This window comes from Skermanella sp. TT6 (assembly GCF_016653635.2).
Taxonomy (GTDB): Bacteria; Pseudomonadota; Alphaproteobacteria; order Azospirillales; family Azospirillaceae; genus Skermanella; species Skermanella cutis.
In genome coordinates this window covers 5,434,361-5,460,752 of record NZ_CP067420.1, presented here as the reverse complement: position 1 = coordinate 5,460,752, position 26,392 = coordinate 5,434,361, and the positions used below count along the sequence as shown (strand labels likewise).

The window sequence follows — 26,392 nt, the reverse complement described above, 5'->3', positions numbered from 1 at the left end:
ATCAGTACCGGACAATATGCATCACGACTTCAGATGTTCGAGTAGGATCTTGGTGCCGATGCCGATCAGGCCAACCCCTCCGATCAGTTCGGCGCGGCGCCCGAGCAGCGGACCGGCCGCGTGGCCCAGCATGACTCCGCCGAACCCCATCAGGAAAGTCACCAGTCCCACCACCGTCGCCGTCACGACGATGTCCAGGTCGGCCATGGCGAGGCCGACGCCGACCGCGCTGGCGTCGATGCTGGTCGCCACGCCGGTCGCCAGCAGCGACAGCCAGCCGGAGCGCTTCGCCGCGGCGCCGTCGTCCGATTCCGCGGCCAGGGCGTTGCGGACCATGCTGCCGCCGATGAGCAGCAGCAGCGCGAAGGCGATCCAGTGGTCGACGCCCTGGACCGTCTCGGCGAAGGACGCGCCGACCGCCCAGCCGACCACCGACATCAGCAGCTGGCACGCGCCGAAGGTGATCCCCACGCGCAACGCCTCCGGCAGGCCGGGGCGCGTATGGGCGGCGCCGCGACCCAATGCCGCGGCGAAGGAGTCCATGGACAGGCTGAAGGCGAGCGCGAAGGACGTGGCGCCGATCATCCGGGTTTCTCCGGCCAGACGAAGCAGGATAGCACGCCCGCACCCGGTTGGCCTTCGGGCGGCGGTCGTGCCATCAGTCTCGCCGAGCCTCCGGACCTGACGTCCGGTTGCCGCACGCGCCACGGGCTATCCCCGAGTCTGTTGGCGCGAACCCCTCCCGCGGGCGGCCCGCGGGAGGGTAGCTACTCCCCAATGGTCGGGGCACCATAGGCGCGGCGGTGGCACCTGTCAATCTGAACAGCTGTTCAAATATCGCCGATCCCGCCCCGCCGTCAGGCCCTGAGCTGGTCGCCGATCGGCAGCCGGCGGATGCGCTTGCCGGTCGCCGCGAAGATGGCGTTGGTCAGGGCCGGCGCGAAGGGCGGAAGGCCCGGCTCGCCGACGCCGCCCGGCGCCAGGTCCCAGTTCGACGGCACGATGTGGACGTTGATCTCCCGCGGGGCCTGGTCGATCCGGGCGACCTGATAGTCGTCGAAGTTGCCCTGGACCACGCGACCCTCCTTGAAGGAAATCTCGCTCGACAGCGCCAGGCTGAGGCCCATGATGCAGGCCCCCTCCATCTGGGCGCGCACCCGCTCCGGGTTGACCACGTTGCCGCAATCGACCGCCACGTCGACCCGGGGAATGGTCAGGGTGCCGTCCTCGGCAACCACCGTCTCGACCACCGTCGCGACATAGGTCACGAAGCTGCGGTGCGCCGCGATGCCCAGGCCGTGGCCCTTGGGCAGCTGGCGTCCCCAGCCCGACTTCTCCGCCACCAGTTCGACCACGTGGCGCAGCCGGCCGACATCGACCGGATAGACCTTGGTCGACTCGCCGTAGTTCCACAGGGTGTCGAGCGATTCCAGCGCCGCCACCCGCGGCGGTCCCAGCAGCTCCAGCAGATAGTCCTTCTGGTCCTTGCCGGATGCCGCCGCCAGCTCGGCCGCGAAGGACTGGATCGCGAAGGCGTGCGGGATGTTCGACACCGACCGGAACCAGCCGATCCGGGCATGGGCCTCGGCCTCGCCGTTCTCGCAGCGCAGGTTGGGGATGTCGAACGGCACGTCCACCAGCCCCATGCCCAGCTCGAACGGACCCTGGTGCTTGGTGTCCGGCATGAAGATGGAGGTGATGGTCGGCGCCACGCTGCGGTGCCGCCAGGCCACCGCCTTGCCCTTGTCGTCCAGCCCGGCGTCGATCCGCTCGACCGAGACGGTGTGGTAGTAGCCGTGCCGGATGTCGTCCTCGCGGGTCCACAGCAGCTTGACCGGGGCGCCGCCCATCTCCTTGGACAGGAGCGCCGCCTCGATCGCGAAGTCCGGCTTGGACTTGCGGCCGAAGCCCCCGCCGAGCAGCGTGACATGCACGGTCACGTCCTCGACCTTCAGGCCCAGCCGTTCCGCCACGTCGGTGCGGGTGACCTGGGGCGCCTGGACGCAGGCCCAGACCTCGCACTTGCCGTCCGCGATCCGCGCCGTCGCTGCCGGCGGCTCCATCGGTGCCTGGGCCAGGTGCGGGATGTAGTATTCCGCCTCGACCCTCTTCGCCGCCTTGCCCAGCGCCGCCTCGGCGTCGCCGTCGTCGCGCACCACCTTGGCGGGCTTGCGGGCCGTTTCCTCCATCTGCTTGCGGAAGGCCTCGCTGTCGTAGGAGCCGTGCGGCCCGTCCTCCCAGGTGATCTTGAGCGCGTCGCGGCCCTTCATCGCCGCCCAGGTGTTCCTCGCGATCACGGCGACGCCGCCCAGCGGCTGGAACTTGGCGGGCGCCGAGGTGCCCTCGATCCGGACGATCTTCTCGACGCCCGGGACCTTCAGCGCGGCGCCGTCGTCGAGCGTGGCGACCTTGCCGCCGAACACGGGCGGCCGGGCGACCACCGCGTACTTCATCCCCTCCATCCAGGTGTCGAAGCCGTACCGGGCCTTGCCCACCGTGATGTCGAAGCCGTCGGCCAGCGGCATCGCCTTGCCGATGTAGCGGAACTGCTCGGGGTTCTTCAGGCGGAGCTGGTCGTTGGCCGGAACCTCCAGGGAGGCGGCCTCCTCGGCCAGCTCGCCGTAGCCGAGCTTGCGGCCCGACGCCTTGTGGACGATCTCGTGGTTGCGCGCCTCGACCTCGCCGGGCTCGACGCCCCAGCGCTTGGCCGCCGTCGCCTCCAGCATCATGCGGGCGGCGGCGCCGGCCTCGCGCATCGGCTGCATGAAGTGCCGGGTGCTCCGCGACCCGTCGGTGTCCTGGTTGCCGAACCGCTCCTCGTCGCCCGGCGCGTTGACCACGCGCACCTGTGCCCAGTCGGCCTCCAGCTCGTCGGCGACGATCTGCGGCATGCCGGTGCGGACACCCTGGCCCATCTCGGAGCGGTGGCAGACGATGGTGACGATGCCGTCCTTGCCGATCGAGATGAAGGCGTTGGGGTCGTTGATCGTGCCGTGCGGCATGGCGGCCGCGCCGTAGGCACCGGCGGTCTGGGCGACGGAGCTGCCCAAAGGCATGAACCGCGCGGCCAGCACCAGGCCCCCGCCGGCGACGATGCCCCTGAGCACGTCGCGCCGGCTGAAATTGAACAGTCCAGTGGCTGCCATCTCAGGCCTCCTTCGCCGCGGCGCGGATCGCGCTGCGGATGCGGGTATAGGTGCCGCAGCGGCAGATGTTGCCCCACATCACGCTGTCGATATCCTCGTCGGTGGGGTTCGGCGTCTGCTTCAGCAGGGCCGCCGCCTGCATGATCTGTCCGGTCTGGCAATAGCCGCACTGGGGGACGGCCTGGGCGCGCCACGCCTTCTGGAGCGGATGATCTCCCTCGGGGTCGAGCCCCTCGATGGTCGTCACCGACATGCCCTCGGCGGCGCTGACCGGGGTCTGGCAGGACCGGACGGCCTCGCCTTCCAGATGCACGGTGCAGGCGCCGCATGCCGCGATGCCGCAGCCGAACTTGGTCCCGGTCAGCCCCAGCTCGTCCCGCAGGTACCACAGCAGCGGCATCTCCCCATCGCCGTCATACTGCTTTTCCTGCCCGTTGATGCGCAGCTTGATCATGAAATTCTCTTCCCGTTCAAATGCCGTTCGATGGATGCCCCGGTACGGAGCGCGGTCCGGGCCTGTGGCCCGGTCCTGTGCCCGTCCGGGATCAGCCCGGCCCGGCGGGCGGCATGACGACGTACAGGATGTCCTTGATGGTGAGGTCCGATCCCGCCTGCTCGACCTGGCCTGCGTCCTCCCACTCGAAGACGATCACCCGGCCGGTGATGCTCTCCAGCGTCATCGGCTTGCCGGCCTGGACCGGGCGGCGCGAGGTGCCCTCCATCTTCCTCTCGGTCGAGGAAATGATCTCGAGCTGGCCGTCGGGCTGCGGAATGCCGATCCCGCAGTTTTCCGCCGGACACCAGATCACCTCGGGGCATGGTTCCGAATAGGTTCCCTGCGCGCAGACGGTTTCCTTGACGTCCTGGGCCCGGGCTCCCCCCGGGGCGACCCCCGCCAGGACGCCTGCGGCCAAGGCAGCGGCGAGTGCTGTGCTTTTCATGATCCCTGTCTCCCACCAAGGCGCCTTGCGCCGGAGCCCGGAGAACGGGTCGAGGAAGTTCAGGGTTCCTTGCCGACGCCGTGGAAACGGACAGACCTGTCCACCGCCTGCCATGCGGAAAATCAGTTTCGGATTCCAGGGGTCCGGGCGGTATACTGCCCATTTGCCGACCGGCCGCGCCCGGGCTCCGGAAAGGCCGAGGCCCGGTTCGGTCGTTCACCAGGAAGGCACCGCGAGCCAGGCGATCCTCTTTCAGAGGGGCGGCCCCAACAAGCCCAACGTCGGGCAGAACTGATCCCCGCGGGTTCCGGCAGCGCCTTCATCGACCAGATCGGGCACGTCGATGCGGCCTCGGTCACGCAGCACGGATCGAACGATTCCGTCGACGCTCGGCAGGATTTCCCGCAGGCGCGCCTATCTGCTATCTGTCCCTTCCCGCCCTCCTGCAGACCGAAAGACATTGGGTCCATGCGCAGCGATCACGCCATCTCCATCGTCGGGCTGGGATATGTCGGACTGCCCATCGCGGCGGCCTTCGGCCGGAACGGCCATCGGGTCATCGGATTCGACATCGATTCCCGCCGCATCGCCGAACTGCGCCGGCATCTCGACCGGACCGGGGAGGTCACGGCGGAGGCGCTGGCGGAGGCCGGGCTGGAACTGACCGACGACCCCGCCGCCCTGGCGGGGGCGACCGTCCACATCGTCACGGTGCCGACGCCGATCTCCGACGCGAAACGGCCCGACCTGGGGCCGCTGCTGTCCGCGTCCCGCACCGTCGGGGACCATCTGAAGCGCGGCGACCTCGTGGTCTTCGAATCGACGGTGTTTCCCGGCGCCACCGAGGCGGAATGCGTGCCGATCCTGGAGGCGCGGTCCGGGCTGGCGTTCGGCCGCGATTTCGCGGTGGGCTATTCGCCGGAGCGGATCAATCCCGGCGACCGCGAGCACCGGTTCGAGACGATCACCAAGGTGGTCTCGGCGTCCAGCCCGGAGGCGCTCGACCGGGTCGCGGCCCTGTACGGCGGGGTGGTGCGCGCCGGAATCCACCGGGCGCCCTCGATCGCCGTGGCGGAGGCCGCCAAGGTGATCGAGAACACCCAGCGCGACCTGAACATCGCCCTGATGAACGAGCTGGCCTGCATCTTCCAGCGCCTCGGCATCGACACAAGCGACGTGCTGGAGGCGGCGGGGACCAAGTGGAACTTCCTGAACTTCACCCCCGGCCTGGTCGGCGGCCACTGCATCGGCGTCGATCCCTATTACCTGACGCACCGGGCGGAGCAGGCGGGATACCAGCCGGAAGTGATCCTCGCCGGGCGCAGGATCAACGACGGCATGGGCGCCTTCATCGCGCAGGAGACCGTCAAGCGGCTGATGCGGGAGGGGGGCGGGAGCGGCCTGCGGGTCACCGTCCTGGGCCTGACCTTCAAGGAGAACGTGCCGGACATCCGCAACACCCGCGTCGTCGACATCGTGCGCGAGCTGGAAAGCTTCGGCGTCTGCGTGGCATTGCACGATCCCCTGGCCGACCCGGACGAGGCCCGGCGCGACTACGGCATCGAGCTGCTGCCCCTGGAATCCCTGCCGCCGGCCGGCGCCGTGATCCTGGCCGTCCCGCACGCCGGCTACCTCGAGGCGGGCTGGCCCGGCATCGCCCGGCTGCTCGACGGCGGGCGGGGGCTGGCGGTGGACGTCAAGTCGTGCCTGGACCGGGCCGCGACACCGGAGGGCATCCGGCTGTGGCGCCTGTGAGCGGCGCCGCTTCATCCAATGAAACCACGGCCGAACTGGTGCTGGTCGGCGGCGGCCATTCCCATGTCCAGGTGCTGAAAAGCTTCGGCATGCGCCCGATGCCGGGGGTGCGGCTGACCCTGGTGACCCGGGACGTGGAGACGCCCTATTCCGGCATGCTGCCGGGCTTCATCGCCGGCCATTACGACCATGACGCCTGCCATATCGACCTGATGAGGCTGGCGGGGTTCGCCGGCGCGCGGCTGATCCATGCCGAGGCGGCGGGCCTGGACCGGGCGAACCGCGCCGTGCTGCTGTCCGGCCGGCCGCCGGTGCGCTACGACGTGCTGTCGCTCGACATCGGGTCGACGCCGCGGGCCCACGACGTTCCGGGGGCGGCCGAGCACGCGACCGCGGTCAAGCCGGTGGACAGGCTGGCCGGCCGCTGGGCGGCGGTGGTGGAGCGGGTCCGCGCGGCCGACCGGCGGCTCGACGTGGTGGTGGTCGGCGGCGGGGCGGCGGGCGTGGAACTGGCCCTGTCCATCGACCACCGGCTCGGGGGCCTGATGGCGGCGGAAGGAAAGGCGGCGCTGCGGCCCCGCGTGGTGCTGGTGACGCGGGGCCGGCTGCTGGCCAACGACGACGCGCGGGTCCGCGACCGCTTCGACCGCCTGCTGGCCGAGCGGGAGGTCGAGGTGCTCACCGACGCCGAGGTGGCCGCGGTCGAGCCGGGCGCCCTGGTCTGCGCCGACGGCCGGCGGATCGCGTTCGACGAGGCGCTGTGGGCGGTCCAGGCGGGTGCCGCGCCCTGGCTGCGACGGACGGGGCTGACGCTCGACGAGCGCGGCTTCGTCGCGGTCGACGCGACGCTCCGCTCCGTCGACGACGACCGGGTTTTCGCGGCGGGCGACGTGGCCGCGGTGCTGGAACACCCGCGCGAGAAGGCGGGGGTCTTCGCGGTCCGGCAGGGGCCGCCGCTGACCGGCAACCTGCGCCGGGCGCTGTCCGGCCGGCCGCCGGTGCCCTTCGCGCCGCAGCGGAACTACCTCAAGCTGATCAGCACCGGGGAACGCTACGCCGTCGCCTCGCGCGGGGGCTTCTCGGCGGAGGGGCGCTGGGCCTGGTGGCTGAAGGACCGGATCGACCGGCGGTTCATGGCGAAGTTCCAGGACGTCCCGGCGATGACGCCGAAACCCATGCCGGGACCGGGGGCCGAACCGCGCTGCGCCGGCTGCGGCGCCAAGGTGCCGGCCGGTGCCTTGAAGGGCGCGCTGCGCCGGCTCGGGCTGGACTCCGGCGCCGACGACGCCGCGGTGATCGAGCCGCCACCGGCCGGGCGGCTGACGGTCCAGACCGTCGATTTCCTCCGCGCCTTCACGGGCGACCCCTACCTGTTCGGCCGGATCGCCGCCAACCACGCGCTGGGCGACATCCACGCCATGGGGGCGGAGCCCTCGACCGCTCTGGCGATCGCCTGCGTGCCCCCGGGGCGGCCGGACATCGTCGAGGACGACCTGTTCCAGATGCTGAGGGGCGGTCTGGACGTGCTGCGGGACGCGGGCGCCCTGCTGGTCGGCGGCCACAGCGCGGAAGCGGCGGAGCCGGCATTGGGCTTCACCGTCACCGGCTCGGTCGAGCCGGGACGCCTGCTGCGCAAGGGCGGCCTCCGGCCGGGCGACCGGCTGATCCTGACCAAGCCTCTGGGCACCGGCGTGCTGCTCGCCGGCGCGATGCGGGGCAGGGCGCGGGCGCGCTGGGTGGCGGGGGCGCTCGCGGCGATGGACCAGCCGTCCGGACCGGCCGCGCGCTGCCTGGCGGAGCACGGGGCCGGCGGCTGCACCGACGTGACCGGGTTCGGCCTGTTCGGCCACCTGGTCGAGATGATGGCGGCCTCCCGGAGCGATATCCGCCTCGACGCGTCCGCCGTCCCGGCGCTGGACGGGGCCGCCGAGATGCTGGAGGCCGGCGTCCGCAGCACCCTGCATCCCGGCAACGCCGCGGCCGCCCCGCATGCCGACGGTGCCGTGCCGGACCTGCTGTTCGACCCGCAGACAGCCGGCGGCCTGCTCGCCGGAGTGCCGGCCGGCCGGGCGGAGGCGTGCGTCGCGGCGCTCCGGAGCCTGGGCTACGACCATGCCGCGGTGATCGGCGCCGTCGAATCCGCCGCCGGTTCCGAACCCCGAATCATTCTTGGGAACCTCCCGCCCCGGCCGTCGTTACCAAACCGGGAGTTTCGACGGTGAAGACGCCGTGACGGCGAAGGGGCCGGGGCCATGAAGTCCGCGCTGAAGACCATGACCGGCACCATCACGATCGTCCAGGAAGGGCGGTTCAGGATGGAACCGGAGGACGGCCAGCCGATGCTGTTCGTCCTGGCCCCCTCGGCGCCGGTCGAGCCGCAGGACCTGCCGGGCCTCCAGCGATCCCAGGCCCGGGTGATCGTCCATTACAAGGATGCCGACGACCTGATCGCCGGCATCGTCCAGGACATGTGGCTCGCCGACCAAGGCAGCCGGTGAATAGATCGGGAGCGAGGATAGGACCATGAAACGCATCCGCAGCCGCACGATCTCCGAGCGCATCGGGGGCTTCGTCCGCGAATGGTCCGTTCCGCGCCAGGTCGCGGGCCAGTCCTCCGCCACCAAGGCGGCGGAAAGCTCGATGTCGCGGGGCCTCAGGCCCCGGCTGGAGGAGGCGGACACGGTCGGGACCAACATCTGTCCCTACTGCGCCGTCGGCTGCGCCCAGCTGATGTATGCCAAGGACGGCCGGGTGATCCATGTGGAGGGGGACCCGCGAAGCCCGATCAACCAGGGGACCCTGTGCCCCAAGGGGGCGGCCACCCTGGGCCTCATGACCATGCCCGACCGGATCGACAAGGTCCTGTACCGGGCTCCCCACTCCGACCGGTGGGAGGAGAAGCCGATGGACTGGGCGATGGACCGCATCGCCCATCTGGTCAAGCGGACCCGCGACGAGACCTTCGTCCACAAGTTGCCCGACGGAACCATCGTCAACCATACGCTGGGCCTCGGCTCGCTCGGCGGCGCCACCCTGGACAACGAAGAGAACTACCTGATCAAGAAGCTGTTCTCGGGCGGCCTGGGAATGGTCTGGATCGAGAACCAGGCCCGCGTCTGACACAGTTCGTCGGTGCCCAGTCTGGGTGCCACCTATGGCAGGGGAGCGGCGACGCTCGCCCAGTGGGATCTCGCCAATTCCGACTTCATCCTGGTGATGGGGTCGAACATGGCCGAGAACCATCCGATCGCCTTCCGCTTCGTGATGCAGGCGAAGGAGAAGGGTGCCACGATCGTGCATGCCGACCCGCGCTTCACGCGGACCTCGGCCCTGTGCGACATCCACGCCCCGCTGCGCGCGGGCTCGGACATCGCGTTCCTGGGCGGGATCATCCGCTACATCCTGGAAAACGACCTGTGGTTCAAGGAATACGCCCTTGAATACACGAACATCGCGATGATCATCTCGCCCGACTACCAGGACCCGGAGCAGTTGGACGGCGTGTTCTCCGGCTGGGACGAGGAAAAGAAGAGCTACGTGCTCGACACCTGGCAGTACGAGGGCATGAAGGTGCCGTCGTCGCTGGCCGAGCACCACGCGACCACGACCGAGTCCTTCAACGACAGCTCCAAGACCACGAGCGAGGGACCGGCGCCGCACGACCGCACGCTCCAGCATCCCAACTGCGTCTACCGGATCATGAAGCGGCATTATGCCCGCTACACGCCGGAGATGGTCGAGCGGGTGACCGGCTGCCCGGCCTCCACTTTCCTGAAGGTGTGCGAGGCGATCACCCGGAATTCCGGCCGGGACAGGACCGGGGCGATCTGCTACGCGGTCGGCTGGACCCATCACAGCACCGGCGTCCAGATGATCCGCGGCGCCGGGATCATCCAGGCGCTGCTGGGCAATGTCGGGCGGCCGGGCGGCGGCGTGCTGGCGCTGCGCGGGCACACCAGCATCCAGGGCAGCACCGACATTCCGACCCTGTACGACATGCTGCCCGGCTACCTTCAGCAACCCCACGCCTACCGGCCGCACAAGGACCTGGAGCAGTTCCTGGAGACCGAGCAGACGCCGACCGGCTGGTGGCACAATTTCCCCAAATACATGGTCAGCCTGCTCAAGGCCTGGTACGGCGACCATGCGGCCCCGTCCAACGGCTTCGGGTACGAGTGGCTGCCCAAGATCGTCGGCGACCACAGCCAGCTTCCCCAGACGCTGGCGATGCGCGACGGGGTGATCCGCGGCATGTTCTTCCTGGGCCAGAACCCGGCGATCGGCGGCAGCAATTCCAAGATGGTGCAGGCCGGCATGGCCGAGCTGGACTGGATGGTGGTGCGCGACTGCGCCGAGACCGACACCGCCTCCTTCTGGTACCAGGGCCATCTGGTGCGCGACGGCGACCTGAAGCCGGAGGACATCAAGACCGAGATCTTCCTGATGCCGGGCTCGCTGGCCGGCGAGAAGGACGGCACCTTCACCAACACCCACCGGCTGCTGCAGTGGCACGACAAGGTGGTGGACGGCCCCGGGGACAGCCAGTCTGAGCTGTGGTTCATCTATCACCTGGGCCTGCGCCTGAAGGCGCTGTACGCCGACAGCGACAAGGAGCGGGACCTGCCGATCCGGAACCTGACCTGGGACTATCCGGAGAGGGGACCTGACCGCGACCCGTCCGCCGAGGCCGTGCTGAAGGAGATCAACGGCTATACCTGGGCCGGGCGCAAGCAGCTGACCGGCATCAACGACATCAAGGACGACGGCTCCACCGCCTGCGGCTGCTGGATCTATTGCGGCGTCTTCCCGGAAGAGGGCGACAACCGGTCCCGCTCGCGCCGCGCGGACGGACCGGAGGGACCGGGGACCCACCTGGGCTGGGGCTTCGCCTGGCCGGAGAACCGCCGCACCCTGTGCAACCGGGCCTCGGCCGATCCCGAGGGCAAGCCCTGGTCGGAAAAGAAGCGTCTGGTCTGGTGGGACGCGGAAAAGGAAAGCTGGACCGGCGACGATTCGATCGACTTCCCCAAGACCAAGGCGCCGGGATACGACCCGGACTGGAGCAGGCACCCGGTCGGCATGGAGGCTCTGGACGGCCGCAGCCCCTTCATCATGATCGCCGACGGCAAGGCGTCGCTGTTCGCCCCGTCCGGCCTGAAGGACGGCCCGCTGCCGACCCATTACGAACCCCTGGAAAGCCCGGTCCGCAATCCGCTCTACGGGCGGCAGTCCAATCCGGTCGCCAAGCGCTGGGAGGAGGCCGACAACAAGCTGGCGGAGCCCGGCGATCCGCGCTTCCCCCATGCCTTCACGACATACCGGCTGACCGAGCACCATTCCGGCGGCACGCCGACCCGCTCGGTCCCGGTCACGGCGGAGCTTCAGCCGGAGGGGTTCGCCGAGATCCCGACGGAGCTGGCGCGGGACCTGGGCATCGGGAACACCGACTGGATCGTGATCTCGACGCTGCGCGGCGAGATCGAGACGCGGGCGCTGGTGACCGACCGGCTTCAGCCGTTCCGCCTGGCGGAGGGGCGGGTCGTCCATCAGGTCGGCATGCCCTGGCACTTCGGCTGGAAGGGCTATGCGACCGGCGACATCGCCAACGTGCTGACCGCGGTCGTCGGCGATCCCAACACCAGCATGCACGAGAACAAGGCGCTGGTCTGCAACGTCAGGCGCGGGCGCCTGATGAGACCCGGCCATTCCGGAGGAGAAGACTGATGGGCGTCCACCCCCGGGCACTCGATTATGCCGAGTCCTTCCCGAACGGGGTGATCCCGGACGAGTCGGAACTGACCTGCGGCACGCGGATCGAGCCTGGCAAGAGCTACGGCTTCTTCACCGACACGACCCTGTGCATCGGCTGCAAGGCCTGCGAGGTGGCGTGCAAGGAATGGAACGGACTGCCGGCCGACAATCTGGGCCTGACCGGGCACAGCTATGACAACACGGGCGATCTGGGCGCCAACACGTGGCGGCATGTCGCCTTCGTCGAGAAGATCGGCAGCGGTGACGACCGCGCCCGGGATATGGCGCCGTTCCAGAGCAACTGGCTGATGATGAGCGACGTGTGCAAGCACTGCGCCAACGCTCCCTGCCTGGAGGCCTGCCCGACCGGCTCGATCTTCCGGACCGAGTTCGACACCGTGGTGGTCCAGCAGGATATCTGCAACGGCTGCGGCTACTGCGTGCCGGCCTGCCCGTTCGGCGTGGTCGAGCTGAGCCTGGCGGACGGCAAGGCGCACAAATGCACGCTCTGCTACGACCGGCTGAAGGGCGGGCTGGAGCCCGCCTGCTCCAAGTCCTGTCCGACAGACAGCATCCAGTTCGGCGAGGTCGAGGAGCTGTTCGACCGGGCGAGGCGGCGGGTCGGGAGCCTTCATGAGAAGGGCGCCACGGACGCCTATCTCTACGGCGCGCCGGATACGCCGGGGGCTACCGGCGGCCTGAAGCACCTGAACGCCTTCTTTCTGCTGACCGACCGGCCGGAGGTCTACAACCTGCCGGCGGCGCCCACCCGGGCGAGCGACCGGGTCCGGCCCAGCTTCCTGTCGGGCCTCGCCGCCATGGCCGGGCTGACCCTCGCCGCCGCGGCCCTGATGTCGGCCGGACGGGGGCGGGACCGATGAGGGCGATCCCCGATGCCGCCGGAACGGAATGGAACGGCGAGACCTATTACGGCCAGGCATCCCTGAAGCCGAGCCCGTTCGACTGGAAGATCGCGACCTACGTCTATCTCGCCGGGATCGCCGGGTCGTCGCAGATCGTCGCGACCCTGGCCGACCGGCTGGGCGACGGACGGGACGAGACGATCGTGCGCAACGGCCGCTACCTGGCGCTGGCCGGCGCGCTGGCCGGGCCGCCGCTGCTGGTCGCCGACCTGAAGACGCCCGAACGCTTCTACAACATGCTGCGGATCTACCGGACCAGTTCGCCCATGTCGTTCGGGTCCTTCGTCCTGGCCGGTTTCGGCCTCGCCAGCGGCCTGACCGCCCTGGGCCACATGGCCGGCGAGCGGCGGCGCGACGGCAGCCGGTCCGGCCTGCGGCGCGCGGCTGACATGGTGCAGGTCCCGGCCGCCTTCCTGGGCGCCGGCATGAGCACCTACACCGCGGCTCTGCTCAGCGCCACCAGCACGCCCCTGTGGGCGGCGGCCCCCCGCGCCATGGCGGTGCAGTTCGGCACCTCGGCCATGGCGACGGCCGCGGCGGCCCTGTCGCTCGGCGAGCAGGTCGCCGGCGATCCGGAGAACTGCCGGCGGCTCGACGGCCTCGCCGCCATCGCCGCCGCCGGGGAACTGGTGGCCTCGGCCCTGGCGGAGCGACGCCACCACGAGGCCGGCGTCGGCGAAACCCTGCGCGAGGGGCCGATCGGCTCCGGCTACAAGGCCGGGGCGCTCGCCCTCGGCCTGGGCTTGCCGCTGGCCTGCCACGCGGTCAACGCGCTGTCGAAGAGGCCGAGCCGGGGGCTTTCCGTGCTGGGCTCGCTCGCGATCCTGGCGGGAGGGATGGTCATGCGCCAAGCGATCTTCCAGGCCGGCAACCGGTCGGCGGAGCGCCCGGACGAGTATTTCCGGCTGACCCGGCGGGAACCGGAAGGAACGGCCCCGCGCCGCCGGGTCGATCGCGACCTCGGGACGCGCGGCGTGAGGCGGCCGTCATGATCGGGCCGGAGGTGATCGAGCGGCACGGCTGCATCAAGGCGCTGGAAACGCTCGACCGGGTCCTGGAGGAGAAGCCGGAGCAGCACCACGAGGAAGTCGTGGGGGTGCTGCGCTGCCTGGTCGCGATGCGCGACCATCTCATCCTCGAACGCCGGGGACGGGGGCCGTCGCCCGACCTGGACGAGCACCTGGACCATGTCAACGCCGTGGTCAGCGTGATGACCTCCGGCAGCTTTCCGGTGGTGGGGCTGAAGCACGACCGCCTGAAGCAGGCGCGCGACCTGATGGCGGGGATCATCGGCGCGGCCCGCCGGGGCTGAGCCCCGGCGGGATGCCGGATCGGGTTCGGCCGGCTATTCCGACGTGGCCGGGGCGTCGGTCCTGTCGGCAGGCGCCTCGGCGGGCGCGGCAGCGGCGTCGGGCTTCTTGGGGCGCTTGCGGTACTGGTTCTTGTAGACGACTTCTTCCGACGGACCGGGCGGGCACTGGGTGATCTTGTTGCCCTTGGCGAGATACTCGTCGACCAGAGCGTTGAGATCGTCGATCGATCCAACCTGACTTTTCTGCGACTTCATTGCGGTTCCTTGCATCGACGAGGGCCGAGCGGTCGCGGCGGCGGGCGCCGGGTCCGCTTTCTGACGGTTACATCTATTAACAGATGGGCATTCGTTGGGTTGCCTTACAGAAGGGTTGGCCGGATTCAGCCGGATGCCCCGATAGATCGGGCAGCAGGGCCTTGATTCCGGCCGGCCGCCGCCGCACCATCGGGGACCGCTTCCAGGAACAGGCCGATGCCCGACGATCCGCGGCAGCGCCTGATCGCGCTCTATGCCGAACTGGCCGCCCACACCGAACCCGAATGCGCCGGCAGCCGCTGCGCCAGGCCGCTGTCCTGCTGCGCGCCGATGTATTGCGACTTGACGCGCGACTTCGCGCTGGAATACTGGGGCGAGCGGCTGGAGCCGACCTGGCATCCCGCCCTGCCTTTCATGGGCCCGCGCGGCTGCACCGTCGCCCCGCACCTGCGCCCGATCTGCACGGCCCATACCTGCGAGGTCAACGAGCACGGCTGCAAGCGCGGCGACGAGGCCTGGACCGGCCGGTACTTCGACCTGACCGAGGAGATCGGGCTGATCGAGGAGGATCTTTTCGGACAGCGGATGATCTGAGCGGGGCGGACGGCTATGGTCGCGCCATGAGCGTATTCCTTCATGCCGCATTCCGGGACGGCCGGCTTTGGCTTTGGGGCGAGACCGCGCGGTCCGCCGCGGCGCCGCTGGCGTCCCCGCACGGGCGGAAGCCGAAGCAGCCGCGGCCGCCTTCCAATCCGTTCGACATCGGCGCGGAGGCGCTGGACGATCTGGCCGACGCCATGGAGCTTGGGGCCGAGGTGGACCGCATGACGCTCTGGCTGCCCACCGGACCGGGCGGCCCGCTGGCGTCGAGCCCCGTGGTCGAGGAGCCGCCCGACGCCGCCGAGCCCCTCGCCCCGACGCCCTGGGATACGGCGCCCTGGGATACGGCGGCGGTGGGGCTGGGTCCGGAAGACATGATCCGGCTTCTGACCGAATGCCCTGCGGACGGAACCTTCGGCCCCGGCCTGTTCGCCGGTCCCGACCTGGTCTACTGGACCATGGCCCTGCGGTTCGCCGGCGCCGTGGCGGCGCGCGGCGCCGTGCTTCCCGACCTGGTCAGTGCCGGCGGCGGTCTCTTCGCCCGCTGGCGCCCCGTCTTCCTGGGCCGCGACTCCCAGGCGCTGGCCCGGCTGGCGCGGTGCATGCCCGATGCCGCCCGCGCCGCGGGTCCGGCCAGGGATGCCGGCGGGGTTCCGGTCGCGGCACCTCCGGACAGGGGGCCGGCGTCGGTACTGTCGGAATTCGTCGCGACCGTCGTGGACTTCCTGGTCCGGGCCGAGCCCGACAGGATCCCGAAGCCGGCGGGGGAGACCCTCGACGATCGCTGGCTGGCGGCGCTCACGGGGGCCGACGCCCGGATCCGGGCGGACGAGGCGGCGGTCCGCGGGTTCGAGGCGCGGCTCGCCCAGTGGCGCCGGCCGGTGGCCCTGGCTGCGGGCAGCCCGGTCCGGCTGTGCTTCCGGCTGGAGGAGCCGGCGGTTTCCGTCGAGGAGGCACCCGGCGACGAAGGCGGCCCACCCGCCGTGGTCAGCCCCGCCGGCCCGTGGATGGTGCGCTACCTGCTGCAGCCCCACGACGATCCCAGTCTGCTGGTGCCCGCGTCCGACCTGTGGAAGGGCGGCGGCGAACTGGCGCGGCTGGCCGGCGGCAAGGCGGACCTGCGGGAGTTCCTGCTGCTGAGCTTCGGCCAGGCCGGGCGGCTGTGCCCGCCGATCGAGGCCAGCCTGAAGCGCGGCATCCCCGAGGGATTCGAGACCGACGCCGCCGGGGCGGTGGACTTCCTGACCCGCTTCGCCGCCGGGCTGGAACAGGCGGGTTTCGGGGTGCTGCTGCCGGCCTGGTGGACGGCGCGGGGGACGAAGACCCGGATCAGCGCCCGAGCCAAGGTCCGCGCGTCGACCATGCAGGGCGGCGGCGGATTGTCCCTGGAGGATCTGGTCAAGTTCGACTGGGAAGTGGCCCTGGGCGACCAGACCCTGTCGGCCAAGGACCTGGCGGCGCTGGCCCGGCTCAAGACTCCGCTGGTCCGGGTGCGCGGCCAGTGGGTGCTGCTGGACGCCGAGGAGATCCGGCAGGCCGCCGCGCGCCTGAAGCGGCGGGGCGAGCAGGCCAGCGTCCGCGACCTCGTCCGGCTGGCGCTGGGCGGCGGCGACGACGCCGACGTGGAGGGGATCGCCGCGGAGGGCTGGATCGACGACCTGCTGGCCCGCCTGACCGGCCGGGAGCCGCTGGCGGACATGCCCCCGCCCGCGGGGTTGCGGGCCGCCCTGCGGCCCTACCAGGGGCGGGGCTATTCCTGGCTGGCCTTCCTGCGCCGCTGGGGGCTCGGCGCCTGCCTGGCCGACGACATGGGCCTGGGCAAGACGGTCCAGACCCTGGCCCTGGTCCAGCACGACCGGGAGACCGCGGAGAAGAGGCCGACCGTGCTGCTGGTCTGCCCGACCTCGGTCGTGGGCAACTGGCAGCGGGAGGCGGCGCGCTTCACCCCCGGCCTGAAGCTGATGGTCCACCACGGCGCCGCGCGCGAGAAGACCGCCGCGGCGCTGCGCCGCCAGTGCCTGAAGCACGACATCGTCGTGACCAGCTACGCCCTGCTCCAGCGCGACGCGGAGGCGCTGAAGTCGATCCCCTGGACCGGGGTGATCCTGGACGAGGCGCAGAACATCAAGAACGCCGAGACCCGCCAGGCCAAGGCCGCCCGCGCGATGCCGGCCGGGTACAAGGTGGCGCTGACCGGCACGCCGGTGGAGAACAATGTGGGCGACCTGTGGTCGCTGATGGAGTTCCTGAATCCCGGTTTCCTCGGCACCCGGGCCGCCTTCAAGCGGAACTTCTTCACGCCGATCCAGACCCGGCGCGACGAGCAGGCCATGGCGCGGCTGAAGAGCCTGACCACCCCCTTCGTGCTGCGCCGGGTGAAGACCGACCGCACCATCATCGACGACCTGCCGGAAAAGCTGGAGATGAAGGTGTTCTGCACCCTGACCCGGGAGCAGGCGTCGCTCTACGCCGCCGTGGTCGAGGAATCCCTGGCGGAGATGGAGAAGGCCGAGGGCATCCGGCGCAAGGGGCTGGTGCTGGCGACCCTGGCCAAGCTGAAGCAGGTGTGCAACCACCCGGCCCAGTTCCTGGGCGACAACACCGCGATCGAGGGCCGCTCCGGCAAGCTGGCCCGGCTGACCGAGATGATGGAGGAGGTGCTGGCGGTGGGGGAGAAGGCCCTGGTCTTCACCCAGTTCACCGAGATGGGCGAGATGATCCGGCGCCACCTTCAGGAGAGTTTCGGCCGGGAGGTCCCGTTCCTGCACGGCGGCGTGCCCAAGGCGAAGCGCGACCGCATGGTCGAGCGCTTCCAGGCCGGCGACGGCTCGGGGCCGCCGGTCTTCCTGCTGTCGCTGAAGGCGGGCGGCACCGGCCTGACCTTGACCGCGGCCAGCCACGTGTTCCATTACGATCGATGGTGGAACCCGGCCGTGGAGAACCAGGCGACCGACCGGGCCTTCCGCATCGGCCAGACCCGGCAGGTTCAGGTCCACAAATTCCTGTGCGCGGGCACGCTGGAGGACAAGATCGACGAAATGATCGAGGCCAAGAGGAGCATCGCCGAGTCCATCGTCGGCACCGGCGAGGACTGGCTGACCGAACTGGACACGTCGCAGCTCCGCGACCTGCTGAGCCTGGGCCGCGACGCGGTGGAATAGGGGAGGGACGCCGCCATGTCCTGGTACGAATGGGGGCCGACCCGGCCGCGCGAGGCCAAGGGCGGGATCAAGGCGCGCAGCAAGCGCGGCGGATTCGCCGAGAGCTGGTGGGGCCGGCGCTGGATCGAGGTGCTGGAATCCTTCGACCTGGGCGGGCGGCTGGGCCGGGGCCGGACCTATGCCCGCAAGGGGCAGGTGATCGACCTTTCGATCGATCCGGGAGTGGTCGCCGCCAAGGTCCAGGGATCGAGGCCATGGCCCTACGAGGTCGAGATCCGGATGAAGCCGCTGGGCGATGCCCAATGGCAGAAGGTGGCCGAGGCCTTGTCGGAGGACACCTGGAGCGCCGCCCGCCTGATCGCGGGGGAGATGCCGGAAACCCTGGAGGACACCTTCAAGGCGGCCGGCGTTCCGCTGTTCCCCGCGAAGCTGCACGATCTCGAGACCCGGTGCTCCTGCCCCGACTGGTCGAATCCGTGCAAGCACCTGGCGGCCGTCTATTACCTGCTGGCGGAGAGCTTCGACACCGATCCCTTCCTGCTGTTCCGCCTGCGCGGACGTTCGCGCGACGATTTCGTGGCCCTGCTCGGCGGGCCGGCCGGGACGGCGGTGCCGGAACCCCCGCCGGAGCCGCCCGCGCCGCTGCGCGCCGGCGCGGCCGAGTTCTGGCAGGGCCGCCCCGTCCCCGCCGACCTCTTCGGGGCGGCGTCCGTGCCCGACGCGCCGGCGGTGCTGGCGGCGACGCTGGGTCCCCTGCCGTTCTGGCGCGGGGAGGCGGATTTCCTGAAGGGGGTGGACGCCGCCGTGGGCAGGGCGGCGGCCCGGGCCCGAAAGCTGGCCGAGGCGCCCTGACGACGGCCGGGAGCCGTCCGGCAGGACGTTTTCCGGGTTCCGGCGGTTAGGAAGGCCGACAGTCCTGTCAGCCTTCCCATTCTCCCCGGTGATAGATGCTTTCTCCCTTCGAACTGATCGCCGTGCTGCTCGTCCTGACGGCGGCGTTCGGCTGGCTCAACCAGCGCTTCCTCGGCCTGCCGGATACGGTGGGGCTGCTGGTCATGGGGCTTGCGGCCTCCATCGTGCTGCTCCTGGTCGAGCTGTCCTTTCCGGAAACCGCCCTGTACCAGGATCTGGCGGACATCATCAGGCAGGTCGATTTCAAGCGGACGGTGCTCGAAGGCATGCTGGCCTTCCTGCTGTTCGCGGGGGCGCTCCACGTCAACCTGTCGGCGCTGCGCAGCCGCGCCTGGGCGGTCGGCGTCATGGCGACCTTCGGCGTGCTGCTCTCGACCACGATCGTGGCGCTGGGCCTGTGGTTCGTCTCGGACCTGGTGGGGGTTCCGGTGCCGCTGAGCTGGTGCTTCGTCTTCGGCGCGCTGATCAGCCCGACCGATCCGGTCGCGGTGCTGAGCACCCTCAAGGCGGTGAAAGTGCCGAAGTCGCTGGAAATGGACATGACCGGCGAGTCCCTGTTCAACGACGGCGTCGGCGTGGTGATCTTCACCATCGCGCTGACCGTGGCGGCCGGGTCCGGCCACGGCGCCACCGGCTTCAGCGGCGTCGCGGAACTGTTCGTGCTGGAGGCGCTGGGCGGAGCGGCGCTCGGGCTCGCCGCCGGCTTCGCGGCGTACAAGGCGATGAAGCAGATCGACAACTACTCGGTCGAGGTCCTGATCTCGCTGGGACTGGTGACCGGGACCTACGCGCTGGCGTCGCGGCTGGAGATGAGCGGGCCGATCGCGGTCGTGGTCGCCGGACTGCTGATCGGCAACCGCGGGCCCGGGCATGCCATGAGCGACCTGACCGAGCGTTACCTGTTCGGCTTCTGGACCCTGGCGGACGAGATCCTGAACTCCATCCTGTTCCTGCTGATCGGCCTGGAGGTGCTGGTCCTGCGCCTGGACACCTCCTACGGCTGGCTGCCGCTGGCCGCGGTCCCGCTGGTGCTGGGCGCCCGCTTCCTGTCCGTGTCCCTGCCGGTCCTGGCGCTGGACCGGTGGACGCCGTTCGTCCGGGGCACCGTCCCCATCCTGACCTGGGGCGGCCTGCGCGGCGGCATCTCGGTGGCGCTGGCGCTCTCCATCCCGGAAGTCGAGGAGAAGTCGATGATCCTGGCCGCCACATACGTGGTCGTCGTCTTCACCATCATCGTCCAGGGCCTGAGCCTGCGCCGCCTGGTCGAGCGCGTGGCGCCGTGAGCTTCCGACCCGATCGGCAGGACGAAGCTTTCATGACCCCGCATGTCATTATGGTTTTCACCAGAAAACTATAATAAGACTGCGCCCCATGATAGGTTTCGGTCTTCATGAGGCGGACGAAGGCGGAGGGGGCAGGCTTCTCTCCTGCTACAGGCCGCCCGTTCCGCCCCTGCCGGCGCTGGACGATGTCTGGCCGGCCGTCGAGCACGCGACGGTGGCGGTCGGCGCGTTCGACCGCGCGCTGGCCGGATTCCGGATGGCCGAGCGCCCGGTCCAGGGAACGGTCGGCCGGCTCTTCGCCCGGCTCGATGCCGTCCATTCCTCCGGTGCGGAAGGGGCGACCACCACCTTCACCGATCTGCTGGAATACGAGACCTCCCTGAACCGCGCGCCCGACCCCCTGGATGCCGGACAGGTCGCGGCCTGCGCCGACGCCTACGAGGCATTGCAAGGAATGGCGTTCGCCCCTCGGGACGCCATCCTGGAAATCCATCGCCGCCTGCTCGAGCGCGCTCCCGATCCGCATGTCTCGGCCACGGCCGGCCGATGGAAGCGTTATGCCAACTGCACGGCGGACTATGACTCTCCCAACGGCATGTTCTTCTACACGAGGCCGGCCTCGCTCGGTGCGGCGCTGGAGGACTGGGAAAGGTTCACGCTCGATACCGGTGGGCCTGAATTGGTCCGGCAGGCTCTGTCGCACTGGATGTTCGAGCATATCCATCCCGTCGAGGATGGCAATGGCCGGGTCGGGCGGTTGCTGGTCCCGCTGGTGCTGAAGTGGAAATCGGCGACCGCCAATGCCTGCTGCTTCATCGGGGAGGCGGTTCATTCGAACAAGGACCTCTACATCGACGGCCTCAAGCGGGGCCGTCTGACCGGGGACCTGACGCATTGGACAAGGCTTCTCCTGTCGTTCGCGGCGCAGACCGCCGAACGCAACCTTTCGCGGCTCGACCGATTGGCGGAAATCCTGGGGCGGTGGCAGGCCGCCACGGCGAGCGTCCGCTCGCACAGTCTGGTCCACCGGCTCGTTCCCTGGGTGCTGACCCGGCCGGCATTCACCGTGAGGGACGCGCTGGCGGGCCTCGGCGTCGGTACTTTCGCCAGCATGAACACGTCCGTGGGACATTTGGAGGCGCGTGGAATCGTCGTGCCGGTCGCGGTCACGGGACGGGAAAGGATGTTTGCGGCATCGGAGGTGATCGCCCTGTTCGACTCCGCCCGAAACACGGTAAGGTGAGCGATAGAACCGGGAGCACGACGGCAGCATGGCGAAGCAGTTCCCCCACATCACCGGCGCGCACCGCGACTTCATCGCGCGGCAGCACATCTTCTTCACGGCGTCGGCCGCCGAGGGGACGCGGGTCAACCTATCGCCGAAGCCGGCCAACGCCTTCCGCGTGCTCGGGGAGAGCGCGGCCGCGTATATCGACCAGACCGGCAGCGGCAACGAGACGGCGGCCCACCTGCTGGCCGACGGGCGGCTGACGATCATGTTCTGCGCTTTCGAGGGCGCGCCCTCGATCCTCCGCCTGTACGGCAGGGGTCGGGTCCTGCATCGCGGCGGTGACGACTATGCCCGGATGCTGTCCGAGGCGTTCGGCGGGGAGGAGCCGACCGGCGCGCGGCAAATCGTCGTGCTGGACGTCGACCTGGTCCAGACCTCCTGCGGGTACGGCGTGCCGCTGTTCGATTACCGCGACGACCGGCGCAACCTGGACCGCTGGGCGGCGGCCAAGGGCGAGGAGGGCCTGGAGGCCTACCGCCGGGAGAAGAACGCCCGCAGCATGGACGGCCTGCCGACAGGCCTGCTCAGCGGGGAGACGGTGCCGCGCTGAAGCCCTTCGCCTCCAGCCAGCGCCGTATCTCCGTGTCGGCCAGCAGGGCGACGAAGGCGTGGACGGCCGGGCGGTCCAAGCGGCCGGCGGGCACGACGAAGTCGTAATGCTCGGGCTGGAGCGGCAGGAAGCCCAGCCCGTAGTCGGCCGCCACCGTCTCGATCGCGAGGCCCCAGTCGGCCCGGCCCTGCGCCACCGCGGCGGCGACCGCGTTGTGGGACTTGGCCTGGGCCTGGTAGCCGGCGGGGCGGGCGCCGGCCAGGATGCGGTCGGCCAGGATGCGGGTGCCGCTGCCGGGGTTGCGGTTGATCATCAGGCAGCCGGGATCGGCCGCGGCGTCCGCCATGGCCCCTGCGGCGTCGCGGCCCTCGAAGCGGACGTCGCCGGGGCGGAACAGGACGCCCTGGAGGCGGCGGTATCCCGGGAGCAGCGTCATTCCCTCGGCCAGGAAGGGTTCGTTGTACCGGCCGGTCGCCGGGTCCATCAGGTGGACCGGGGCCAGGTCGCACTCGCCGCGCCGGGCCGCGGTCAGCCCGCCCATGCTGCCCACGTTCAGCACCTTGACGGTGACGCCGCGCCGCTGGAGCAGCCCCAGCAGATGGTCGAGGCCGACGCAGTGGCTGCCGATCACCACGAGGTCCGCCGGCTCGACGCCTCGGCCGATCAGCTGGACGGTGACACCGGTGCCGGCCTCCACCGCCTCCTCGTGCTGGGGGATCGCGACGAAGCCGTCGGCGTGGCTGAAGGCGGTGACCGCGCCGGAGCCCTTGGCGAGCGGATAGGCCGCCAGCCCGGCGTCGGTGCGGACCAGCGAGACCATCGAGAACTCGGTCCGGCCCCGTTCCGATGTCAGGCGGATCGGCAGGGTGGCGGGGATGGTCTCGCCGCGCTCCGGCGGCAGGCCGGCCAGCGCCCGGATCACGGGGGCCACGAACTCGTGGAAGGTGAAGATCGCGGAAGTGGGGAAACCGGGCAGCACGACCAGCGGCTTGCCGCCGGTCACCGCGAGGCACAGCGGCTTGCCGGGCTTCAGGGCGACGCCGTGGACGACGATGCCGGGATCGGTGAAGCGGCTGATCACCCGGTAGCACAGGTCGCCGGCGCCCTTGGAGGTGCCGCCCGACAGGATCATCATGTCGCAGCCGGAAAGACCCTGCTCCACAGCGTCGCGCAGCGCCGCCTCGTCGTCCGGGCGGATGCCCATCGGGACCGGCTCGCCGCCCAGCTCGGCGACCGCGGCGGCGACGATGGCGCCGTTGGAATCATAGACCTTTCCGGGGACGATCGGATCGCCCGGTGCCACGATCTCGTCGCCGGTGGACAGGACGGCCACGCGCGGGCGGCGGCAGACCTCGACCTCGGCGCGGCCGATGGCGGCCAGCACGCCGATCTCGCGCGAGGTGAGGAGCCGGCCGGCGCGCAGCACCGTCTCGCCGCGCGCGATGTCGCTGGCGGCATAGGCGATGAACTGGCCGGGCGCCGCGGGGCGGTGGAACTCGACCCTGACGGCGTCATCCGCCCCGTCGATCACGGCCCCGTCGATCACGGCCCCGTCGATCACGGCCCCGTCGATCACGGCCCCGTCGATCACGTCGGTATGCTCGACCATCACGACCGCGTCGGCGCCGCGCGGCACCATGCCGCCGGTGGCGATCAGGGTCGCGGTCCCGGGCTCGACCGCCATGGCGGGGGCTTGGCCGGGGGTCAGCACCTCGGCGTTGAGGGTCAGCACGCGGGGCCGTTCCTCCGTCGCGCCGACCGTGTCGGCCGATCGCACGGCGAAACCGTCGACGCCGGAGCGGTCGAAGCCCGGAACGTCGACCCCGGCCACCACGTCGCGGGCCAGCACCCGGTTCAGCGCGGCGGAGAGGGGGACGGTCTCGGACCCGACGGGAGCCAGGGTCAGGTGCCGGTGGAACCGGGCCGTGGCCTCGTCGCGCCCGACCACCTCCAGGAACTGTTCCTGCCGGGCCGCGGCTCGCAGCTTCTGCCGCAGGTCTGACTCAGACATCACTCACCTCGGGAAAAACCAACTTCACGCACGCCGCCTCAAACGTTTCGGGGGCCGAACAGGGTGACCGCGGCCCCGGCCAGGCACAGGGCCGTGCCGGCCAGGTCCCAGCGGTCGGGGCGCGCGCCCTCCACCGCCCACAGCCAGCCCAGCGACGCCGCGATATATACCCCACCATAGGCCGCATAGGCACGGCCGGCGAAATCGGCGTCGATCCGGGTCAGGATCCAGGCGAAGGCGGCGAGGCTGGCCATCCCCGGCAGCAGCCAGAAGGCGGACTTTCCGAGACGCGCCCAGGCCCAGAAGGAGAAGCAGCCCGCGATCTCGGCCAGCGCCGCGCCGGCGTAGAGCAGGAACGTCGCCGCCATGGTCCCGGTCAGTCCCCGGCAGGGAGATCGAACAGGTGGACGGTGACGGCGCTGCCGGCCGGGTACCCTTCGCGGTCGGCCGGCACCAGCACGAAGCCGTCGGCGCGGGCGACCGACCACAGGCTGGCGAGGCCGCCGGACCCGATCGGCTCGACGCGGCCATCCCCCGTCAGGCGGACTCGGCAGAAATCGCTCCAGCCGCCGGGCGAGACGATCTTGCGCGCCGTGACCAGGGTCGCCTGCGGAAACGGAAAGCCGGTGCTTCCGCCGGCCATGCGCCGCACCGCCCGCCCCGCCACCGCCTGGTACCCCGCGAAGCAGCGGCCCGGGTGGCCGGGCAGTATCGCGACCGGCACGCCGCCGGCCATGCCCAGCGCCAGGCTATCCGCGGGCCGCAGGGCGATGCCGTGGATATCCAGCGACCCGGCGGCGGCCAGCGCCTCGGCGGACCGGTCGGTCTCGCCCAGGCCGCTGCCGCCCGCCACCAGGATCAGGTCGGCGCCAGGTCGCGCAAGCAGTCCGTGCAGGGCGTCCGCTCCGCCGGGCACGGCGGGGCGGCGGTCGGCGATGCCGCCGTCCCGCTCGACCAGCGCCGCCAGCATCGGCGAGTCGAGATCGCCGGCGTCCCCGATCTCACGGCCGACCGGGACGATGCGGACCACGGGGCGGCGCACCACGGCGACCGTGTCGATGCCCAGGGCCGCCAGCAGGGCGGCATCGGACGCGCGGATTCGCCTTCCTGCCGCCAGGACGATCGTTCCGGCCCCGACATCGTCGCCGCGCCGCTCGATCCCCTCGCCCTCGGCGACGGAGGCCACCAGCTCGATCATACCGAAATCGGAACGGATCCGATCGATTGCGGCCACCGCGTCGGTGCCGGGCGGCACGGCGTCGCCGACCGACACGGCCACCGGCTGACCCGTAAGCTCCAGCGGGATCGGGTTGTAGTCGGACGCGCCCACCGTGTCGGCGGCGCGGACCGCGAAGCCGTCCGCCGCGACCCGGTCGGCCGGCGGCAGGTCGCATCCGGCGGCGAGGTCGGACGCGGCGTGGCGGCCCACCGCCTCCCGGATTTCGACCGTTTCGGCGTCGCGTGCGGGGGAACGGGCGTCGATCCAGGCCCAGGCCTGCTCCAGGCCGGCACGCGCGGCGAATCCCCGCATGCTCGGGCGGGAGGTCGGATCGGGAATGGTTTCAGGCGGCATCATGGCCTTATCGTACAGCGACGGCACCGGGCCGGCACGGGAAAGCGGTTTACAAGACGCGGTTTTTCCGTTGTATATGATCGGATACAACTCTGCTGAAAGGGCATCGGACATGAAGATTTCGGCAGCCTTTCCGAACCGGCGCACCTTCCTCGCGGCGGTTCTCGCCGCCGCCCTGACGGCTTTCGGCGCCGCTGCGGCTCCCGATGCCCATGCCCGGAACACGCTCGTGATGGCCGCGGCCAGCCTGAAGGACAGCCTGGAGGAGGTGGCGAAGCTTTACGAGCGGAAGACGGGCAACAAGGTCGGGCTGTCCTTCGCCGCCAGCTCGGCGCTCGCCAAGCAGATCGAGCAGCAGGCCCCCGCCGACATCTTCATCTCCGCCGACCTGGACTGGATGGACTATCTGGCCAAGCGCGACCTGATCAGGCCGGACAGCCGCGCCAACCTGCTGGGCAACCGCCTGGTGCTGATCGCCCCCAAGGCGGTCGCCAGCCCGATGACCATCGGGAAGGGCGACTTCCCGATCCTCCAGCGGCTGGGCGAGAGCCGGCTGGCGACCGGCGAGCCGAACAGCGTTCCGGTCGGCAGGTATGCCAAGGCGGCGCTGACCCATCTGGGCGTGTGGGACAATGTCGAGCCGAAGCTGGTCCGCGCCGAAAGCGTCCGCTCGGCCCTGGCCTTCGTGTCGCGCGGCGAGGCCCTGTACGGCATCGTGTACGAGACGGACGCCAAGGTGGACAAGGGCGTCGAGATCGTGGGCACCTTCCCGGACGACAGCTATCCCGCCATCATCTACCCGGCGGCCCTGACCGCGGGGAGCAAGGCGCCCGACGCTGCCGCCTTCCTCGCCTTCCTGAAGTCGCCGGACGCGTTCGACGTGTTCCGGAAGTACGGCTTCACCCCCGCTCCGGCCACCCAGGGCTGA

At 70.6% G+C, this 26,392-nt stretch carries 22 protein-coding genes; 14 read left to right on the top strand and 8 right to left on the bottom strand.

Annotated elements, in window-relative coordinates; translation table 11 throughout:
* Positions 1-21 precede the first annotated feature (21 nt).
* The 4 genes from IGS68_RS25385 to IGS68_RS25370 all read right to left on the bottom strand — a co-directional run bounded on the left by IGS68_RS25385 (position 22) and on the right by IGS68_RS25370 (position 4,087).
* The gene (locus IGS68_RS25385) at positions 22-585 is read right to left on the bottom strand and encodes a manganese efflux pump MntP (RefSeq protein ID WP_201075349.1); all 564 of its coding nucleotides are present in this window, start codon (positions 583-585) and stop codon (positions 22-24) included.
* A 272-nt stretch (positions 586-857) separates the two neighbouring features.
* Positions 858-3,146, bottom strand: coding sequence for a xanthine dehydrogenase family protein molybdopterin-binding subunit (locus IGS68_RS25380; RefSeq protein WP_247881074.1), 2,289 nt, complete (start codon positions 3,144-3,146; stop codon positions 858-860).
* 1 nt (position 3,147) lies between these two features.
* Positions 3,148-3,600, bottom strand: a complete 453-nt coding sequence (locus IGS68_RS25375; RefSeq protein ID WP_201075347.1) for a (2Fe-2S)-binding protein — start codon at positions 3,598-3,600, stop codon at positions 3,148-3,150.
* A gap of 91 nt (positions 3,601-3,691) precedes the next feature.
* Positions 3,692-4,087 (bottom strand): hypothetical protein, encoded by a 396-nt coding sequence (locus IGS68_RS25370; RefSeq protein WP_201075345.1) that lies wholly within the window; start codon positions 4,085-4,087, stop codon positions 3,692-3,694.
* 468 nt (positions 4,088-4,555) lie between these two features.
* Between IGS68_RS25370 and IGS68_RS25365 the strand changes: the two genes are divergently transcribed.
* From IGS68_RS25365 to IGS68_RS25330, 7 genes are read left to right on the top strand one after another with little or no spacing between them, the layout of a single operon-like run.
* On the top strand, positions 4,556-5,842 hold the full coding sequence (locus IGS68_RS25365) for a nucleotide sugar dehydrogenase (protein WP_201075343.1): 1,287 nt from the start codon (positions 4,556-4,558) through the stop codon (positions 5,840-5,842).
* Positions 5,830-8,064 carry a selenide, water dikinase SelD gene (gene selD / locus IGS68_RS25360; RefSeq protein WP_201075341.1) on the top strand — a complete coding sequence of 745 codons (2,235 nt, stop codon included), beginning with the start codon at positions 5,830-5,832 and terminating at the stop codon, positions 8,062-8,064. Before IGS68_RS25365 ends, selD begins: the two co-directional genes overlap by 13 nt.
* A 30-nt stretch (positions 8,065-8,094) precedes the next feature.
* On the top strand, positions 8,095-8,340 hold the full coding sequence (locus tag IGS68_RS25355; protein WP_201075339.1) for a hypothetical protein: 246 nt from the start codon (positions 8,095-8,097) through the stop codon (positions 8,338-8,340).
* A 25-nt stretch (positions 8,341-8,365) separates the two neighbouring features.
* Positions 8,366-11,566, top strand: a complete 3,201-nt coding sequence (gene fdh, locus IGS68_RS25345) for a formate dehydrogenase (RefSeq protein ID WP_305800077.1) — start codon at positions 8,366-8,368, stop codon at positions 11,564-11,566.
* Positions 11,566-12,474 (top strand): 4Fe-4S dicluster domain-containing protein, encoded by a 909-nt coding sequence (locus IGS68_RS25340; RefSeq protein ID WP_247881073.1) that lies wholly within the window; start codon positions 11,566-11,568, stop codon positions 12,472-12,474. Before fdh ends, IGS68_RS25340 begins: the two co-directional genes overlap by 1 nt.
* A complete protein-coding gene (gene nrfD, locus IGS68_RS25335; protein ID WP_201075326.1) occupies positions 12,471-13,508 on the top strand; it encodes an NrfD/PsrC family molybdoenzyme membrane anchor subunit in 1,038 nt (345 codons plus the stop codon). Before IGS68_RS25340 ends, nrfD begins: the two co-directional genes overlap by 4 nt.
* The gene (locus IGS68_RS25330) at positions 13,505-13,828 is read left to right on the top strand and encodes a hypothetical protein (RefSeq protein ID WP_201075321.1); all 324 of its coding nucleotides are present in this window, start codon (positions 13,505-13,507) and stop codon (positions 13,826-13,828) included. Before nrfD ends, IGS68_RS25330 begins: the two co-directional genes overlap by 4 nt.
* Before the next feature lie 33 nt (positions 13,829-13,861).
* On the opposite strand, the gene IGS68_RS25325 is transcribed toward IGS68_RS25330, so the two are convergent.
* On the bottom strand, positions 13,862-14,083 hold the full coding sequence (locus IGS68_RS25325; RefSeq protein ID WP_201075320.1) for a hypothetical protein: 222 nt from the start codon (positions 14,081-14,083) through the stop codon (positions 13,862-13,864).
* A 216-nt stretch (positions 14,084-14,299) separates the two neighbouring features.
* Between IGS68_RS25325 and IGS68_RS25320 the strand changes: the two genes are divergently transcribed.
* The 6 genes from IGS68_RS25320 (at position 14,300) to IGS68_RS25295 (ending at position 21,880) form a co-directional block, all read left to right on the top strand.
* Positions 14,300-14,677, top strand: coding sequence for a hypothetical protein (locus IGS68_RS25320; RefSeq protein ID WP_201075319.1), 378 nt, complete (start codon positions 14,300-14,302; stop codon positions 14,675-14,677).
* 26 nt (positions 14,678-14,703) lie between these two features.
* The gene (locus tag IGS68_RS25315; protein WP_201075318.1) at positions 14,704-17,844 is read left to right on the top strand and encodes a DEAD/DEAH box helicase; all 3,141 of its coding nucleotides are present in this window, start codon (positions 14,704-14,706) and stop codon (positions 17,842-17,844) included.
* Between the two features lie 15 nt (positions 17,845-17,859).
* Positions 17,860-18,696, top strand: a complete 837-nt coding sequence (locus IGS68_RS25310) for an SWIM zinc finger family protein (protein ID WP_201075316.1) — start codon at positions 17,860-17,862, stop codon at positions 18,694-18,696.
* Positions 18,697-18,791: 95 nt separating this feature from the next.
* On the top strand, positions 18,792-20,039 hold the full coding sequence (locus IGS68_RS25305; protein WP_201075307.1) for a cation:proton antiporter: 1,248 nt from the start codon (positions 18,792-18,794) through the stop codon (positions 20,037-20,039).
* Positions 20,040-20,127: 88 nt separating this feature from the next.
* On the top strand, positions 20,128-21,282 hold the full coding sequence (locus IGS68_RS25300; protein WP_201075305.1) for a Fic family protein: 1,155 nt from the start codon (positions 20,128-20,130) through the stop codon (positions 21,280-21,282).
* A 28-nt stretch (positions 21,283-21,310) separates the two neighbouring features.
* Positions 21,311-21,880: a pyridoxamine 5'-phosphate oxidase family protein gene (locus IGS68_RS25295; protein WP_201075303.1), complete on the top strand. Its 570-nt coding sequence runs from the start codon at positions 21,311-21,313 to the stop codon at positions 21,878-21,880.
* Here the strand turns inward: IGS68_RS25295 and IGS68_RS25290 are convergent.
* The 3 genes from IGS68_RS25290 to IGS68_RS25280 are packed head-to-tail and all read right to left on the bottom strand — an operon-like array spanning position 21,855 to position 25,467.
* A complete protein-coding gene (locus IGS68_RS25290) occupies positions 21,855-23,891 on the bottom strand; it encodes a molybdopterin biosynthesis protein (RefSeq protein ID WP_201075301.1) in 2,037 nt (678 codons plus the stop codon). The two genes, IGS68_RS25295 and IGS68_RS25290, sit on opposite strands and share 26 nt — an antisense overlap.
* Positions 23,892-23,929: 38 nt before the next feature.
* Positions 23,930-24,259, bottom strand: coding sequence for a YnfA family protein (locus IGS68_RS25285; RefSeq protein ID WP_201075299.1), 330 nt, complete (start codon positions 24,257-24,259; stop codon positions 23,930-23,932).
* Between the two features lie 8 nt (positions 24,260-24,267).
* Complete coding sequence (locus tag IGS68_RS25280) at positions 24,268-25,467, bottom strand: molybdopterin molybdotransferase MoeA (protein ID WP_201075297.1); 1,200 nt, start codon at positions 25,465-25,467, stop codon at positions 24,268-24,270.
* Between the two features lie 109 nt (positions 25,468-25,576).
* Between IGS68_RS25280 and modA the strand changes: the two genes are divergently transcribed.
* The gene (gene modA, locus IGS68_RS25275) at positions 25,577-26,392 is read left to right on the top strand and encodes a molybdate ABC transporter substrate-binding protein (protein WP_201075295.1); all 816 of its coding nucleotides are present in this window, start codon (positions 25,577-25,579) and stop codon (positions 26,390-26,392) included.

Excerpts from the sequence above, each read along its gene's own strand:
- IGS68_RS25325 (WP_201075320.1), bottom strand. The coding sequence starts at position 14,083 with ATGAAGTCGCAGAAAAGTCAGGTTGGATCGATCGACGATCTCAACGCT.
- IGS68_RS25285 (WP_201075299.1), bottom strand. The coding sequence starts at position 24,259 with ATGGCGGCGACGTTCCTGCTCTACGCCGGCGCGGCGCTGGCCGAGATC.
- IGS68_RS25370 (WP_201075345.1), bottom strand. The coding sequence starts at position 4,087 with ATGAAAAGCACAGCACTCGCCGCTGCCTTGGCCGCAGGCGTCCTGGCG.
- IGS68_RS25365 (WP_201075343.1), top strand. The coding sequence starts at position 4,556 with ATGCGCAGCGATCACGCCATCTCCATCGTCGGGCTGGGATATGTCGGA.
- IGS68_RS25290 (WP_201075301.1), bottom strand. The coding sequence starts at position 23,891 with ATGTCTGAGTCAGACCTGCGGCAGAAGCTGCGAGCCGCGGCCCGGCAG.
- IGS68_RS25380 (WP_247881074.1), bottom strand. The coding sequence starts at position 3,146 with ATGGCAGCCACTGGACTGTTCAATTTCAGCCGGCGCGACGTGCTCAGG.
- IGS68_RS25315 (WP_201075318.1), top strand. The coding sequence starts at position 14,704 with ATGAGCGTATTCCTTCATGCCGCATTCCGGGACGGCCGGCTTTGGCTT.
- modA (WP_201075295.1), top strand. The coding sequence starts at position 25,577 with ATGAAGATTTCGGCAGCCTTTCCGAACCGGCGCACCTTCCTCGCGGCG.
- nrfD (WP_201075326.1), top strand. The coding sequence starts at position 12,471 with ATGAGGGCGATCCCCGATGCCGCCGGAACGGAATGGAACGGCGAGACC.
- IGS68_RS25375 (WP_201075347.1), bottom strand. The coding sequence starts at position 3,600 with ATGATCAAGCTGCGCATCAACGGGCAGGAAAAGCAGTATGACGGCGAT.
- IGS68_RS25295 (WP_201075303.1), top strand. The coding sequence starts at position 21,311 with ATGGCGAAGCAGTTCCCCCACATCACCGGCGCGCACCGCGACTTCATC.
- IGS68_RS25310 (WP_201075316.1), top strand. The coding sequence starts at position 17,860 with ATGTCCTGGTACGAATGGGGGCCGACCCGGCCGCGCGAGGCCAAGGGC.
- IGS68_RS25300 (WP_201075305.1), top strand. The coding sequence starts at position 20,128 with ATGATAGGTTTCGGTCTTCATGAGGCGGACGAAGGCGGAGGGGGCAGG.
- IGS68_RS25385 (WP_201075349.1), bottom strand. The coding sequence starts at position 585 with ATGATCGGCGCCACGTCCTTCGCGCTCGCCTTCAGCCTGTCCATGGAC.
- IGS68_RS25320 (WP_201075319.1), top strand. The coding sequence starts at position 14,300 with ATGCCCGACGATCCGCGGCAGCGCCTGATCGCGCTCTATGCCGAACTG.
- IGS68_RS25305 (WP_201075307.1), top strand. The coding sequence starts at position 18,792 with ATGCTTTCTCCCTTCGAACTGATCGCCGTGCTGCTCGTCCTGACGGCG.
- IGS68_RS25340 (WP_247881073.1), top strand. The coding sequence starts at position 11,566 with ATGGGCGTCCACCCCCGGGCACTCGATTATGCCGAGTCCTTCCCGAAC.
- IGS68_RS25280 (WP_201075297.1), bottom strand. The coding sequence starts at position 25,467 with ATGATGCCGCCTGAAACCATTCCCGATCCGACCTCCCGCCCGAGCATG.
- IGS68_RS25330 (WP_201075321.1), top strand. The coding sequence starts at position 13,505 with ATGATCGGGCCGGAGGTGATCGAGCGGCACGGCTGCATCAAGGCGCTG.
- IGS68_RS25355 (WP_201075339.1), top strand. The coding sequence starts at position 8,095 with ATGAAGTCCGCGCTGAAGACCATGACCGGCACCATCACGATCGTCCAG.